The 15,723-nt window shown below is 33.6% G+C and carries 18 protein-coding genes; 2 read left to right on the top strand and 16 right to left on the bottom strand.

From position 1 onward, the window contains the following. Positions 1 to 81: 81 nt before the first annotated feature. The 8 genes from dnaN to ACH6EH_RS06835 form a co-directional block, all read right to left on the bottom strand. Positions 82 to 1,140, bottom strand: a complete 1,059-nt coding sequence (gene dnaN, locus ACH6EH_RS06870) for a DNA polymerase III subunit beta (protein ID WP_397331690.1) — start codon at positions 1,138 to 1,140, stop codon at positions 82 to 84. Between the two features lie 107 nt (positions 1,141 to 1,247). Beyond that, positions 1,248 to 1,451, bottom strand: coding sequence for a hypothetical protein (locus tag ACH6EH_RS06865; protein ID WP_397331689.1), 204 nt, complete (start codon positions 1,449 to 1,451; stop codon positions 1,248 to 1,250). A gap of 56 nt (positions 1,452 to 1,507) precedes the next feature. Next, positions 1,508 to 1,861 carry a hypothetical protein gene (locus ACH6EH_RS06860; RefSeq protein WP_397331688.1) on the bottom strand — a complete coding sequence of 118 codons (354 nt, stop codon included), beginning with the start codon at positions 1,859 to 1,861 and terminating at the stop codon, positions 1,508 to 1,510. A gap of 41 nt (positions 1,862 to 1,902) precedes the next feature. Next, positions 1,903 to 2,073 (bottom strand): hypothetical protein, encoded by a 171-nt coding sequence (locus tag ACH6EH_RS06855; protein WP_397331687.1) that lies wholly within the window; start codon positions 2,071 to 2,073, stop codon positions 1,903 to 1,905. Positions 2,074 to 2,110: 37 nt separating this feature from the next. Beyond that, entirely contained in the window at positions 2,111 to 2,497 is a 387-nt protein-coding gene (locus ACH6EH_RS06850; protein ID WP_397331686.1) for a hypothetical protein, read from the bottom strand. Between the two features lie 438 nt (positions 2,498 to 2,935). Next, positions 2,936 to 5,968 carry an N-6 DNA methylase gene (locus tag ACH6EH_RS06845; RefSeq protein ID WP_397331685.1) on the bottom strand — a complete coding sequence of 1,011 codons (3,033 nt, stop codon included), beginning with the start codon at positions 5,966 to 5,968 and terminating at the stop codon, positions 2,936 to 2,938. 70 nt (positions 5,969 to 6,038) lie between these two features. Beyond that, positions 6,039 to 8,198, bottom strand: a complete 2,160-nt coding sequence (locus tag ACH6EH_RS06840; RefSeq protein ID WP_397331684.1) for a DUF4942 domain-containing protein — start codon at positions 8,196 to 8,198, stop codon at positions 6,039 to 6,041. A gap of 392 nt (positions 8,199 to 8,590) precedes the next feature. Next, positions 8,591 to 8,812 carry a helix-turn-helix domain-containing protein gene (locus tag ACH6EH_RS06835; protein WP_397331683.1) on the bottom strand — a complete coding sequence of 74 codons (222 nt, stop codon included), beginning with the start codon at positions 8,810 to 8,812 and terminating at the stop codon, positions 8,591 to 8,593. 174 nt (positions 8,813 to 8,986) lie between these two features. Between ACH6EH_RS06835 and ACH6EH_RS06830 the strand changes: the two genes are divergently transcribed. Then, on the top strand, positions 8,987 to 9,415 hold the full coding sequence (locus tag ACH6EH_RS06830; RefSeq protein ID WP_397331682.1) for a hypothetical protein: 429 nt from the start codon (positions 8,987 to 8,989) through the stop codon (positions 9,413 to 9,415). Positions 9,416 to 9,476: 61 nt separating this feature from the next. Next, a complete protein-coding gene (locus ACH6EH_RS06825; protein WP_397331680.1) occupies positions 9,477 to 9,932 on the top strand; it encodes a hypothetical protein in 456 nt (151 codons plus the stop codon). Positions 9,933 to 10,127: 195 nt separating this feature from the next. Here the strand turns inward: ACH6EH_RS06825 and ACH6EH_RS06820 are convergent, their stop codons facing one another. From ACH6EH_RS06820 to ACH6EH_RS06785, 8 genes are all read right to left on the bottom strand, one after another. Beyond that, positions 10,128 to 10,343 carry a hypothetical protein gene (locus ACH6EH_RS06820; RefSeq protein ID WP_397331679.1) on the bottom strand — a complete coding sequence of 72 codons (216 nt, stop codon included), beginning with the start codon at positions 10,341 to 10,343 and terminating at the stop codon, positions 10,128 to 10,130. Between the two features lie 19 nt (positions 10,344 to 10,362). After that, the gene (locus ACH6EH_RS06815) at positions 10,363 to 10,587 is read right to left on the bottom strand and encodes a hypothetical protein (protein WP_397331677.1); all 225 of its coding nucleotides are present in this window, start codon (positions 10,585 to 10,587) and stop codon (positions 10,363 to 10,365) included. A gap of 55 nt (positions 10,588 to 10,642) precedes the next feature. Further along, entirely contained in the window at positions 10,643 to 10,813 is a 171-nt protein-coding gene (locus tag ACH6EH_RS06810) for a hypothetical protein (protein WP_397331676.1), read from the bottom strand. Positions 10,814 to 10,836: 23 nt separating this feature from the next. Beyond that, positions 10,837 to 11,256 carry a hypothetical protein gene (locus ACH6EH_RS06805; protein ID WP_397331675.1) on the bottom strand — a complete coding sequence of 140 codons (420 nt, stop codon included), beginning with the start codon at positions 11,254 to 11,256 and terminating at the stop codon, positions 10,837 to 10,839. 424 nt (positions 11,257 to 11,680) lie between these two features. Beyond that, positions 11,681 to 11,839, bottom strand: coding sequence for a hypothetical protein (locus ACH6EH_RS06800; protein WP_397331674.1), 159 nt, complete (start codon positions 11,837 to 11,839; stop codon positions 11,681 to 11,683). Positions 11,840 to 11,914: 75 nt separating this feature from the next. Then, entirely contained in the window at positions 11,915 to 12,136 is a 222-nt protein-coding gene (locus ACH6EH_RS06795) for a hypothetical protein (RefSeq protein WP_397331673.1), read from the bottom strand. A gap of 294 nt (positions 12,137 to 12,430) precedes the next feature. Then, positions 12,431 to 13,474 (bottom strand): hypothetical protein, encoded by a 1,044-nt coding sequence (locus ACH6EH_RS06790; RefSeq protein WP_397331672.1) that lies wholly within the window; start codon positions 13,472 to 13,474, stop codon positions 12,431 to 12,433. A 753-nt stretch (positions 13,475 to 14,227) separates the two neighbouring features. Then, positions 14,228 to 14,380, bottom strand: coding sequence for a hypothetical protein (locus ACH6EH_RS06785; RefSeq protein ID WP_397331671.1), 153 nt, complete (start codon positions 14,378 to 14,380; stop codon positions 14,228 to 14,230). Positions 14,381 to 15,723: the final 1,343 nt, after the last annotated feature.

Below are 15,723 nucleotides of genomic sequence, written 5' to 3'. Positions count from 1 at the left end.
ATCGTTTGTCATCACCTCGTTATTTTAAATTCAGATAGAGAGAATATCTTCAAATTGATTTTCTCTCTATCTAATTATTCATTAGGACGCTGTTCTATATGGCATTACAAGAGCGGTATGATTGATCATAAACGGTGAGGCTACTCCAGTGAGTTTAAAAACTACATCTGAACTATCAGCCCTTTGAACTGCTTCTAATATGTATTCAAGGTTTGCGCTTATTGCAATATTTTCACCTGTAATGATTGTGTCTAGTTCTGTTACAAGTGAATTCTTATCAGTTTCTCCGAAAAGAGAAGCCTTTCCATCGACAATATTCAATTTTACTATTTTTGTTTTTGAAGTAACTACATCTTTCATTATCTTCAACTCTTCAATTAAAGTAGATTTATTTATTTTCACCTCTGTTGTAAAGTTTTGAGGAATGATCCTGTCAACGTTTGGATAGATTCCTTCCATCAAACGTATTTCCATCTCAACGTTATCAAACAATACTTGAATGTAATTCCCTTCTTTGTCAACAGTGAAAACATATTCATCTTTAAAATTCTTATCTGTAAAAGCAGGTATTAGATTGATAGCATAAGAAGGAATAACAATGTCTTCATTGTAGTTGTTGGTTTCAATTTTGTTTAGGGCTATTCTGTGCCTATCTGTTGAAACTATGTTGTTACCTCTTATCAAAACCCCTTGAAGTACCGGAGTGCTTTCTGAGGTACTACAAGCATACGTAACATCTAACAGACTTTTAATGCTTGAGTTATTGAGTTTAAAAGCTTCTTTATTGTAGGTATGCCTTGCTTTCTTAGGATAAGCAGATACATCTAGACTTTCATAGTTAATCTTTCTTTTACCGCTGATAATTGATCCCTCGGTGATACTCATCTGATAATCATTCAATTTAGAAATCAACTTTACTGTATCGCGCGGCAGGATAGATGAGCCTTGTTCCAAAATTTCAAAATCCTTCAGTTTAACGTACACTGCTAATGCAATGTCTGTTGATGCAAGTATTACATTGTCATTCACTGCTTCAATCCTGATACTATCCAGAATCCGCATAGATGAATTTTTAGGAGCAACTTTCATAAGATTCTTAATTGCTGTTTGCAATTCCTTTGTATTGACAATGATTTTCATTTTTATTCCACCTTTATATGTATTTTTATTTACATCTTAAAATAAGCATTTCATTTTGATTAAGGTAATAGCGCCACACTCTCACCAGTTTGGATAAAGTATGCACGTTATAAGAATGTTACTGTGTGGTCATGCAATCCCTCCAAGGATTCCTTTGCTGCCTTTTCTCTCCATGCAAAGTAACGCTCTGGATCATTTACTCGTACACTCCCATTCTTCACTTCCTCAATACAAGCCATATCGCTATCCGCAAACCATTGTCTAGTTTTGATTATTGTCTCTTCTGTTAATTCCACTTTATTAAATTTCATATGTATTCAACTCCTATATTTTTATTTATTTAATCAAACAAGAATTTCATTTTGATCTAAGATGTATAGTTTTGTACATGCTGCTCTAATTTCTTCAGTGCTTCTGTATGGCCGATGAATCCATACAAGGAACAATTTTGATTTCTACTTGTTGTGTCATCCTGATTGTTGACAATGACTGAATAACCATTATTTGAACGTTCTAATATTATAGTCCTGTTTGCATCTGGAATCTGTCTTATGACTGTTTGCGGATACAATGCGTTATTATCCATCCAAGTCAGTACATTCATTAGATTCTGTTTTGCCTCATCCTTTGTGATGCCTTTAGCTGAAAAAGTTACCAATGAAGCTATATAAGATTTATTTTTGCCTATTACCGTATTATCTGGTTTGATAGTAATCTTCAAGTTAACATCCCCTTTTAAGCTTAAATAGAGAACACTTCATGTTATTTATCTCCTCTTTTATATTTCAATACTGATTTCTTACCGAGCTCATATGTATCAAATTCTCCGATGAAGTTCTTTTCTCCAGTATTCCAGTTTATTGAGTAAGCCTGAAAAGCCGTTCCCGTCTCATAAACTTGACCGACTACAACATCTTTCTTTTTAATAAGCATTGTTAATTCCTCCTATTATTTTGATCAAATCACTCTTTTAGTGACTTAATTTTCTAACCCCATAATACTTATAATCTGAATTAAAGCCATGAAATTTTAATTTGTATTCTCCTGTTGCATTGTACTCTGAAATGATTTTATTAACTTCCTCCTCATTGCTCACTTCAAAGTCCATATATTCGTTGCCAATCAGATCATACATAGTAGCTACTAACACTTTACGAATTCCAACATTATCAATTTGATTAACTTGATAATGTTTTAGCACTACGCTTTCGGCAACATCAATGACATGACGATCATGGGAATCAATCAGTGTAGCGACACGATACGGCTCATCGGTCAACATATCGAAATCAAAGGAAAATCCGAGAACTTTCAATTGAACATTATTTTTTACAACGATATCACCAACCATTAACATATGTGTTTCCTCCTTTAAAATTGACAATGACATGAGTATCTGATTCAGTTACAATACAATGTTACTCGATCCAGTACAGCGTTCCCGGCCTTGATGTATGTATCAACTTGTTAAATCAATTATACATCAAGGCCTTTAATATAGTCAAGTTTTTAATTATGTTTGTTTGTATCAAATTTAATTGATTCTCACTAGTGGCTGCTGTCCTACTGCCTAGATAGCATCAGTGATGATTATAAGCCGTATAGCGAACTGAGGTAATACATTCAGCCAACATATCAGAGAGATGATCAACCTTTTGGATCATGTTCATTTCTTCAAATTTCATCATTATAACCGCCTCCGGTTTATGTATTGTTTGTTGCTATATCCAATATTATAAACCAGAGTCAGTTACTTGTAAACTTGTTTTTTTATGTTTATTTAATTAATCTGTAATTAACTCATTATATTCTGTTTACCCCACCTGATCTGCGCTCTTCCTTCCTCATCTTTCTCCTTGGTCATAAGCATATCAAGTAAATTAAAATGTACGCCAAATTTATCATATAACTCCTCATCGTCAATATCTTGATTCTTCATAAACATGTTTAATTTTTCTTTAGTCAGTATTAGTCCTAACAGATTGCTTTCTATGCTGTTTTCATACGTGAAAAAGTGAACTTCTTTTTTATCCTCGGAATTATACCTTATGAATCTAAAGAAGTATTGCGACATCGTTGCATCGTTCCACGATAATTCTGGAATAATTACTTTATTCACGAACCCTATATTCATACTACTGCTCAAACTTTGCTGAGTACTTAACAAGATACCGTTCTCAGACGCTTTCAAGTTCTCTATGATCTCTTTTCTTTTGTTTAGTGTTACTTTGTCACCCGTGATAATAAATAATGGTCTATCGGAGAACCTGGAGCGAATAGCTGACGCATATGCATTAACTGTTTTAATGTGTCTTACGCCAATTGCTATATGCTCACTGTCCCAGTCCGCTATTTTATTCATTACATCTATATACTTGCTTGGTGTTTGTGTGCTTCTGTACTCTCTAATGGTTTGAGGCGCAGCGCAAACTTTAAGCATCAAATTTAATTGATTTAATATTTCTAGCATTCTATCTTTTCTTAAATTGCCAGTGCTTTTGAATAGATGTTTCATAGAATAAAACTCTTCAATAACTTTTTTATAAAGATCATATTCAGCAGAATTGAATTGACTTGTATTTTGAATTATTTTATATATCTTCTCGCCTCTTACTTCTTCAAATGTTCGTGTGATAATAGTCTTATCAATTAACTTTTTAAGTGTGTCAGCGTTATATATATCCTGTGTATGTTGACCAATTCCGAATACTGTTATCTTTTCAGGTATATGAGATTCTGAAAACAATCTATAGCCCTTATGATACGCTGGTATAGGTTTCATGTAGCAATCATTAGCTGTTTGATTCAATTTTGCCTTATCCATCTTATCAGGTTTATAAATGTATTTCGATTCACTCAACATATTGACACTGTTGTTGTACAATAATTCAAACTGTGTAGCGGCTTCTGCTATTGTATTTCTTGTCATTGTACCAGTCATCAAAGTTTTATATTTAACCTTCCTAAAGACGCTTAAAACGGCCTTTGTACGCTTAGAAACAGGACTAGAGATATTGTCTGCTTCATCAAGTATCAAAGCAACTTTATTTGATTGTATTTTGATGTATTTCCTCATTTGCTTTTGATACTTTGCGAGTAAATTCAAAGTAATAATAACAATTTGACCATGTTTAATATTTGAAATATCGCTCAGATTATTAATTCTGATATAGTCCATTTTGTAGTTTTGAAGTATTGTCTGCCAAGTATTATTGATTGCTATTGCTGCGGATACAATAAATACATTTCTAATATTGTTGTACTTTAATCTATATTGTAGATTAGCAATACCAGAAATAGACTTACCTGAACCTTGTCCCCATTGGATAAAACCGTACTGCTTTTGAAGTATCTTATTCGTATCTGCTTTTTGAATCTCATTTAATTTAATCTGTTCTGCTGTCTCATGGTCCGTAATGACTAATTCATCTAAGAATGATTTTACTTTAGGATCTAAATCCATATTTATAAACTGTTGAGACTGCTTTTCATATTGTTTAGTTTTTGAATCAGTTAGTTTTTTATATGTTTGATCTTCAAAGGGATAGCTACCCTGTATAATCATATCGTTGAAACTGATTTCTTTGATACCTGTAAACTTTGATAGATATAATTTGTTTTTATGAGAATATCCTTTCAACTTTAAACCATAATTAGTTTTAACAAGCTTGATAGAATCCATTTCTTTAATATGTTGGTTTTTAATTATTCGTTTCAAATAGGATAGTACTTTATTCTTTGTTAGTCTGACTTTCTCCCATTCATCATACTTCATTCCTTCCGGTTTTGCCTGTGTGTAATATCTGTTTACATACTCGGTACACTGGGCATAATTATTATTTATCTTTGGGTTACGCTTAATGTCATATAGATACTTTTTAACTTTACTTGAAAACTCATAGTTATCATTATTACTCTGAATCTGCTCTAAGAATAGTTTGCTTTTTATCTTCTCTTTTTCGGTTACAATTGGCTCTATGTATTTAGTATGAATTGATTCGCTCATTGCTGTGTTGAGTTCAATTTTATGAATGTCTGTGCTAAATGGCTTAACATGTGTTAACTGTTCGCTTTTCTTCTGAAAAAACATAATTTTAGTTTTGAAGTTTTCGACTCCAACAGATTTGAATACATCATGTGGTAAAGCAGCTTGATAGATAAAGTTGTATCTGCTGTTTACTTCTGAAATCATTCCACCATCTGAAAATTCGTCTGCTAAAAAAGAAAATGGAACTATCATGGCAAGCATCCCAGCAGGTTTCAAAAGCTCATGGGCCTTGACAACATAGTATAATTGGCTTAGATATTCATCTTTTCCCACTTTCCATTTAAGGTTAAACGGAGGATTTCCTAAAATTAGATCAAAAGAAACGCCAGGATCATAATTTCTAATGTCATCGGCAGTCATATGTATATCTGGATATAAATACTTCATAACTTTATATGCCTTAATATCAATCTCATTTGCATAAACGTTATTTTGATTTGGTATAAAGTTGAAAAAATTTCCCATACCAGCAGTTAAATCAGCAATTAAGTCATGAGGAGAAGGCTTGATACAATCTATTAAGAATTTGCATACATTATGAGGAGTAAAAAACTGGCCATTTTCGTGTTCTTTCTTTGCCTCTGTAAATGCGTGAAAGCTATCGTAATCATTGAATGATAATCCGTGCAAACCTCCATCACCTGTGTAAGTGTTGTACACATCACTTGAAGTAATCCCATATTTTTCAGTTAGGTTATTATCAATTACATGAATTATCTTCTCGTTTAAATCTTTGCGCTTATTTTGTGGGATTGTAATGTCTCGGATCTGATGTATCATGTTGTAAATACCTCCTACCGCTAAAGTAAAGTTTAGGAGTCAGAAATATATCTGACTCCATATGTATTAGTTACGCTGCATTAGACAAACAGTAAACTTTATTAAATTTCTCGGCGTATTGGTTAGAAGTAAACTCAATTTCAACTTTCCCGTTTTTGAACACCTTGATTGATTTAACTTTTGTGAAAGTCAATTCATGATTACCGAAAACTTTCTCATTCTTCTCATGTGCGATTTGAGTATATAGATTCTGCAGAGAATTATTCAAAGTAGTTGATCCATCTTCAAAATGTTGAATAGCTTTAAACAATTGATTAAGTTTATCTGTACTGTTGTAATGGATTCTTTCTTCTCCCCATTTTTTCCATGATGAATCAATATACAGGAACCCATCAAGTACAATTTTTTTACCTTTGCTTTCTGGTTTCTTCCAAGAAAAAGCATCACGTAATTTTTCCTTAATCTCTTGTTCTGCTTTCTCTTGGAAATTGTAGCCGCCTAACTGATCTTTGATTTCATCGATGATATTTTCATGTGTTACATCTATATCATATTTTTTCTGAATTTTATCATAATCAATTGTTACATTATATTTATTCATAAAGTAATAACAGATAGCAGATATAAACTTATCTTTCATCTTTTTAATTGTTTGCTTAATATCTCTAGGTTGCAAACTGTAACAATAAGCTGTTGAATATGCATCGAATTTTTGATCAATAACTAAGCTTTGCACATCTTGTAACTGAGTGATTAAGCTATTATGAATGTTTAATAGTTTCTTATATATTTCTTCTTGTGCTTTGCAGTATGTCGCATCTTCCGTATTCGTTTTTTGTTCGGCTGACATGTCAATATTATCAAACTTAGAAAACATATCATCAAATGAATTGTTATTCAATGTTTCTTCCTCCTGTTTATTATTTTCATTTTTGAAATCTTGATATATTACATTACTATGCTCTGTCTCACTCTCTTGTTCTGCTGTTTGCGGCTCAGTTTGTTGCTCAGTGGCTTCTAATGGCTTCTCAGAGCCTCTTAAACTGTTGGCTAGTGTAATAGTATCTTCTGATTGCTTTGCATACCAGAACCCTTTGCGACTCCATCTGAACCCGTTAGCCTTGAGTTGTTCGCGGATACCAACAGATGGGATATCGGCAAAGTACAGTTCAATGCCGTTGAGTTCTTCATTAAGTTTAACAGTAACATTAGATTCGTTTACTTGATCCGGTTGTTCTGGCTGCTCTGATTTATTGACGATTACTTCTTCTGTTGTCTCGATCTGTGGAGAATCTGAAACGGTTTGTTTTCGTGCTGTTTTCTTGAATACTGTTTTCTCCTGGTATTCTGTCACCTCTACAAATTCGATAACTGCGATATGTCCTTTTGCCAGTAATTGATTCATTCTTTCTACGGGCAAAGACCACATTTTATCATAACTTTTTGATGGTTTATTATTCTTACCTAATTTAGAGAACAAACCATCTCTTACATACGTATATTTGTTGCCTTTGTTTTTACCGTGAGTATAACCAACTTTCATAATAAATGTGAATCCTTCTTTCATATCAGAAGGATCAACATTGGTAACATCTTTTTCAACAATTTTAGTTACTTTCACTGGTACTTTGATTACTACCGCTTGCAGTGCATCAGATTTTTGCAATACTTTTTCAACGCGATTAACGAATTTATTAACCTTTTCTTCTTTTTGCTGACTAGAACTCTTCTCAGTGTTCTCCCAGTCATATGTATTAGTAGAGAATACACCTTTACCTTTAGCAATGATTTGACCATCTTTCTCGATGTGCCAAGTTGATCCTTTAGGGTTAGCATGTGCATAAGTTGGATAAACTTCCACAACAGTGTAAGAAGGTTTTACGTTAGCTTTCTCCATTTCCTTTTCAATCAAGACTGCACAGGATGCTTTTTCATTTTCAGTGGAAGCAGCATCATTCATCATAGCTGTCAACTTTTCAATACGCGAGCTTGTTGATACTTTCTTACTGTAATCATATTTACGGATCTCACGGCCTGAATCAGATGTGCCGTATACATCAACAAGCAATACAAAACCGTTCTTTGTTGCAATGCCTGACCAGTGAGCAGGAGAATAGTAATCTGTCATAGCATCGGATTGATCAGGAGTATAGCCGTAAACCTTCCAGCCAGTTTCAACCAGTTTACCCATGATTCTAACCTTCGCTTCTCTTTTATCACCGTAGTACATTGTCAACACTCCTCTAATATGTATTGTTTATTGCTTAACTTTGTAACTCCATTATAATCTATATCAACGTATAAAACAATAGTTTTATTATGATTGGTTGATGATATTTCATAATCTGAGTATTACCTCAGACTAATACTATTTACCTGTGCTACACGTTCTTCATGAACCTGGTTATTTATATGTTTACCCATTTGATATAAGTATAAACCAAAGATACTAAAAAACAACGGAACATGTGTTCTAAACATATAATTATTTTTTAGTCAATAGAATTAACTTCCCTACTTTTTTAAATAGACAATGTATGTAAACAATAGGAATAATTTAGGTGTATATTCTTTTTGTGAACATTAGTTTACTCCTTGGGTATAATTTATATAAAGAGGTGATCAATCGAAATCGAACTTAACAGTGTCTGGAATATGCTCTATGACTTCTGAGAGTGAGCAATTTAGCTTATTGCATATATCATCAATGACGCTCATGGCCACATATTCATTGCGCCACATCTTAGCAGCGGTAGAAGATGAGATCCCAATCATTTTAACAAATTCCATCTTATTAATCTCTAGTTCAACCAAGGTCTTTTTTAAAGGTTTAAAACTTATCAAATGAACACACTCCTTTGTATCTCATTATATAGTAAAAAAGAGAATACAGAAATAACTTTCGATAAGTCGAAAAAAACTTTCGATAAAGTGTTGACAATGAATATTACCTCCTGTATTATATGTATCAAGAAGTCGAAACAAAATTTCGATAAGACGAAAAAGGAGGCGATACATATGAAGATAACACTGAGAAAAGCAGTAGAGGTTAAGCTAAGCGAAGCAAAGACCACATTCCCGAACATCAAGTTTACAGGAATATGGAGCAATGAAGCAGGCGAACAATCCATTGAAATTAAAGTTTATGACGTTCCAAGTGAGAGAGTGAACGAAGTTGAAACTTATCTCAATAACACTGGTGAGAATGTAGGATACGCAACTTACTGTGAGTCAGCGGAATCAGAGGAAATGAAAAGTAAGATTCATCGGATCTGTGAAGAAAGAGGATACAAAAAACTTGAACTATTCACAAACAAAGGGAAAGTAGTTTCATACGGAATGAGGGAATACAAAGAAGCAAGGGAAATGATTTTTGAGAAAATGTTCCATCAGGTTGTCACACCAGTATGCAATGGAGTTAAGCATAAGGAATGCCAAACTGCATAGGTCGTTACGGCGAGTACCATATCTGAGAATAAAATAACCTAAACAAAGGAGAATGATACATATGACAACGGTATTGTTGAACGGTAAAGAGGTTGAAGAGGTAACAATTCAAGACGTGATGGAAATTCTCGAAATTAACAATAAGGCAGTGATGGTAATTGAGGATCTGAAATTCTTCCTTAAAACAAATGATGACCGTATAAACTATATAAATGAATACATCTATCGTGAGATGTGTTTACCTAAATATGGAGTAATTTCAAAATGTGCGCTTGCGGAGGAAATCGGAGCTTATCACTATGATAAAGAAATCGACTTTTCAGTCTTAATCAGCATGAGTGAGAAGGAAGCGCTGGAAGCATTGTTTGTGGAACCAGTCAGCCCATATAGGGTAAGCCTAGTATATGAACATGCTGTAAAGGAAGGAGAGACGTTCGCAGATCACTTCAAGCGCCTGTATGATTACAAGAAGAATAATCCTAAAGAGTCTTTGATGAATGCTCTTCGGTTCATGTAGGGTTCGTGTAACAAGCGGTTGTTGAGTTATACAAGAAATTCAGACATTTAACGGCAGCCTAAATACAGCCCATTATAAAAAGGATTGCCTTAAACGGTAGTCCTTTTTTAATTTGTTTATAAGTGTTCATAAGCAAAGAAAAAAGCCTAAGCATAAGCAGATTGGGCTAACTCGATAATTCGATTGTTTTATAATTTAGCTAGTCACACACTCTTTACAATCACATGGAACCAAGGATCTGATCACAGCCATAAGAGCTGCCTGTGTGTCCTCACTGGCTGTATGACAGCCCATCTCATCAAACATATAGCCTTTGTTGCTGTAAGCCCAATAACCGTCTGAATCGCGTGTAACCTCATCTAGCATAGGCTGATACTTTGCAGGAATCTTCATGTTCGTTGTATTTTTCATATGTATTACCTCCGATTGATTAATATTTGATTGAAATTGAAGCTGCTACAAATTGATCCTCAATGGCTAATTCAAGTTTGCGGATTAAATCTAAAGTTGGAATGTAGTTCACGTTGAATTTAAGTTGATAATTTTGAATAGCTGAGTCGATTAAATCTGCGATATCCTGGACAAAGATATAATTTTGATTCAAGTTTTGGATATATGCTTTAGTTTGGTTAATGGTAAATTCGACAATGTTCATATGTAACATCTCCTTTAAGTTTTATTTATTTTTATTTTATGTGCTAAGGTTTCCCCTAGCACATCGTCAACTCTTTACCGTTTTCGTCAAACACTCGATAACCAGCAGCCGATAACTCAAGGATCTCAGCCATCTGTTTCATGATTCCACCTTTTTTAGTTTTAACTTTACCGTCAATAGCGAGCTGATACCCTTTAAGATTCGTTTTCATGATTGCTTGTTTCATATGTATTCATCCCCTTTAATTGTTTAAATTTGTTTAATCAATGATTGATCAAAGCATACAGCGCCATCCGGTGTACTTACAGCCATAATATTATTAGGCTCAAGTACAAAATCCCACAGCCATGTAACGAGCTCATGATCATATCCGTCTGCACTGTCTACAATATCGGAAGGACAAAAAGAGTTGAAAACAGCATCGGCGCTATATTCCATCCAAAAATCAGTATCGTCAAGTTGACCAAAATTTTGTTCTTCTTGGCAAGATTCCCATGTTGACTTAATAAGTTCTTCGAGATCGTAAATATTGACTGCCTTGTCATAATCAAGTGTATACTCGTTTTGACCGTAATTCTCAACTTTTAACCGATTGGCGGCAAACATTGCATGGCCCCAGTCACTCATAGGTGTATCAGAGTTAGTAAAACGATGATATGTATTTTTCATATGTATTCATCTCCTTTGGTTTGGTGTGCTGCTTAACTTGTTAATAAAATTATAGCATGGATAATATTGTTTAGTAAAGTGTTTTATTATTGTTCGCTTAGAAATTTACAAGCAACTATGTAATTTTTAAATGTCAGGCCTATTCTTACATTTGAAATATCTATGCCAATTCCTCTCCTTTATAGTTTGTTTAGTTGATTATGAATATGTTTTACGGCTTCATGTGAAATCTCAATTGTAGCAGTCAGATCATTTGCTTCGGTAACAATAAAGCCTTGTTCAGGTTGATACACTGTAAAAGATAAAGTCGAGTTACTTGCATATGCTTTCTTGATTAGTTGTGTTCCCTGGATTGATTGAATGATGATGATTCCTCCTAATATTATAGTTGTGCATATCGTTGAGTGATTAGATATGTGAGTGATTAGATGAACTTCATTTCATGGGTATAACATGCCCACCCATCAAAATTATCTGTTTTAACCCTGTATACCATCTTGCCGATAATGTTAACCTTAGTACTTACAATTACTCCGATTTCTTTCAATTCCTTAACGAAAACCTTTTTGCCGATGATATCCATATTATTATACCTCCATATTTATTTTTTTATGTTTATTTATATAACATCGTCCCATACATTAATGCGACTTGTATTTCAAATATCTTCATGCTCTATCATATATTGTACATATTCAATCACATTATAATCGTTCGATTTAGCTTCCCTAATTGCTTTGTCAATTGCTTTTACCTCTTCTTCTTGCTTAATAGTGAGAGTGCTGCCATACAGAAACAACTCATAATATTTTTTGTCTCCAGCAACTATTCCTCCCTGTTTGCTGATTCGTCTAATTGTATTACCGCTCAACATATTCATAATTTATACCTCCATTAATATAGTTATCTAAAAGAAAATCAAAAATAAAAAGGGAGAATAATACCTCCCTTGTTTTATACTTGAACCTGTGACTTTGCCGTCAAGAATTCAAACAATTCAGGCTGCAGCCGCAAAACTTTCCATACTTTCCACGGCGTTCCACACATCTCCATTATTGCATTCTGGACATAAGCACTGATTAAGATTGATCATATCAATGGCCTCCCTTTGTTTAATTCGTTACACTAATTATAGCACAGATATTAATTGTTTGTATATGTTTATTTTATTTTTTTAACCAACTTGTTTAAATTTTTGTTGATACACTTGGAATAGATCATTATATATCTTTTCTACACTAGTACCGCTGAACCATGTATATATGCATTCGTCATTATAATAGTATTTAACCATTGAACCAGATTCTTTTTTAGTCATACCCAATGAGTACATTTTATTTAATAGATCCTGTTGCTGATTTATGAGTTGTAGCATGTTCGCCTGTCTTTGTGACTCTGCATTCATCCTGGATTCATGACGCTCTATAACGTGTTTTAAACCGTGTATAATATCCTCTGAATTAGATGTGCTAGGAATCGTTGTAAGATGGTTGTAGTACTCTTTAGCATCTTCATAGGACATTGTGTACTTGGCTGTTGCGTACATCGTTCTGAGATCCCTTAAGCGCTGATTAGATATATTAGCACGGCTAGACAGTATCATACTAACGTCTGAGCGATTAGTTATAGCATAGTTGTAAGCATCCCAGTATGAGCTAAATGTTTGATTATAGAGGTGGAATAGTTCAGTGTCAGAGACTGCAGTACCCACAGTCTCTATATGAGATGGATCGAAGTCTGATTCGTTGCAATAGTTAACGGCTTCTTCATAGGTGCTAAAAGTGCGATTATAAGCCGTATAAGTTGTTTCTGATTGGATTGATTGAGACTCTTCAGCATTAGTATTAATACTAGTCTCGTTTGTAGTTACAATGGATTCAACAACTTTTGATTCATTCGTATCATCAATGATATTATATTGATTTTTAATACGTTTAACATAATCATTAATTTGATCTGCTGTATGCTCACCTGCTTCCAGCAACTTATAAGCAACGTTGATTTGTTGCAACGCGTTTTGATATTGAATCTCTTTCTTATAGTTGTCAGACATTGCAATAACTTTACACTTTTCAATAGCTGATTTACGGTTATCAGCATAGATGAGAAAATCAACCAGAGAACCATTGAAATCCATCATAACCTCATATTCATAACCTAAAGCCTTAAACGTTGTACTACCTTTGCGCCCTCTGGATGAAACTGTGAAATATCTCATATGTATTCGCTCCTTTATTGATCCGTTTTATTTGTTAAACCCATTGTATCAAAGGTGAATATGTATTGCAATAGTTTTAATATGTTTTTTTATTGTTCTTTGTGATCCAGGTAAAGTGAGTGATTTAGGTGATGGAATAGTGCGGTGAGATGTGAAGCTATAAAACAAATTTAGTTTACTGGATTCAAAAAGCCCAGATCACCAGAAGTTCGGCTGTTATATGAAATTTTGCAAATTCAGTGTGACCAGTTAAAACATCCTGGATCGCTGCAACCTTGGCTGTTATATGAAATTTTCGTTTTAAAAAAAGTGAATAGCGTTTGAATTTGAGTCGGAATAAGTATCATGTAGTTAACCGAACTTCGAAAAATTAAAAACAAATAGAGACAGAAAGGCGAACAGAGACAGACAGAGACACATAGATGGATGGAATGACACAAAGAGACAGTAAGCAATAAAGGAAGGACATCTGTATATGCTTAAATAGAGGTACTGTATAGATGTACAGTTAAGGTATGAAGTTCATTGTAAAGCTTTACGTGTGTCATTAATACGTTTGTACATAGAAAAGGATATAATGAAATAGAGGTCAAAGAGACATGACAAATTAAATAGAGACACCTCTCACATACATAAAGATGGTGGATAGACACAATGAATACAACACAAATAAGCCTATTTAGACCTTATGAGATTAACATAGATGATAAAGCAAAAAGCCCGAATAATGGGCTTTAAATATTGCCTATATGCTTAACAATTTACTTTTACAATCTCTTCAATGTCACAAACTTTACTATCCATTGCATCTTGTACCTCATCAGGTGTAAGCCCGAATGCTTCTAGTTGTGCTTTAATTTCCTCTTGCTTGCTTTGTGGAAGTTGATTGATATACAATGTTTTCATTTTTAACATCTCCTTAGAATAGTACCATAAACAACCTTGTCAAGAAAGTCCTTCTTATCAACTTGTGTCATCATCATGATTAACATCTCCCATACGTTTTATTTGTTAAGATAAGTATACCAAATTTACGTACGTAACACAACCTTTTAATATGTTTATTTGTGTGATTGAGTATGTAATTTGATTAGAGTTTTATATGGTAATAGTGAAAGTGATAAGATTCGATTATTGAGTGTGTAAGTCTGTAAGTCATGGGATACTATTTTGATACATTTATAATAATCATATTGATACTATCAAAGTGACATTTACAATAGAGTAGGTTAACAAGTGTATTACTTAACTAGTACACTATAGAAGTTCAAACTATAAGATGAATAATATTTATAGTTAAAACCTATAGGATACGTACATTTATACTTATAACTAAAACCTATAAAAATTAAAATTATATATAACATATAGTTATAAGAGTAGAAGTCTTGGAAAATAAGCGACCTGTTATTATACGAATATTTGGGACTGAATCCGTCCCACTCACAGAACAATCCTATTTCAACTTTCAAACCTACAATTTTACTCAATTTTAAATTTTCCATCTGATACCATATTCAATCAGCTTGGAAGGATGACCGTCTATGGCTAAATGGCACATAATATATCTTATATACCATCTAGGGGGGGGTATTTTAAAGTCAAACCGGGGTCAAAATTGGTAAAATTTGCCGCAGCACTTCCATCTCCACACTCAACTTAAATGTTCACTCTCTCACCTTTTTACTCATCTCCTACTCCCCTCATCTCATATCTTATTTACGTCACATTTTCCCCTTTTTCACTCTACTCGCTATCGTAAATGCAATCGTATCGTCATCATTTTTCTCATATGTATCAACGCTTTTTACTCTACACTTTTTTACGTCATCGCTCATTTTTTCCTATTTTAACCTCTAAAACAGTCACTTTCCCCTTATTTTATATAGCTTTTTACGATAACAAGTGTGCGATCTATCAAATTTGACCTCTTTTTGAACCCTAAAATGACGATTTTCCCTTATATTATCTACAATTTACGATTGCATGTGCTATCGTAACGAATTTTACTTCACTCGTACACAATCGTCATCGAGTCGTATCGGATCATCTACTCATAAAAAATGAGCATCCGGTTTTGTCCGAACACTCATCTCATTCATCTTCAAACTCAACTCAAATAGACATTGCTCACTTTACCTGGTCACAGTAGAATGACTCAGATTTCTCTTATTGTCTCCACAATCTACATTATCTAAACCCATCCTTAACACCAGCATCAATTCTAAACTCCAATTCCCTTGTTAACT

It is taken from the genome of Paenibacillus sp. JSM ZJ436 (genome assembly GCF_044383795.1).
Classification (GTDB): domain Bacteria; phylum Bacillota; class Bacilli; order Paenibacillales; family Paenibacillaceae; genus Paenibacillus_AQ; species Paenibacillus_AQ algicola.
The sequence above is the reverse complement of the archived record's forward strand: the minus strand, read 5'-3'. Positions and strand labels throughout refer to the sequence as shown.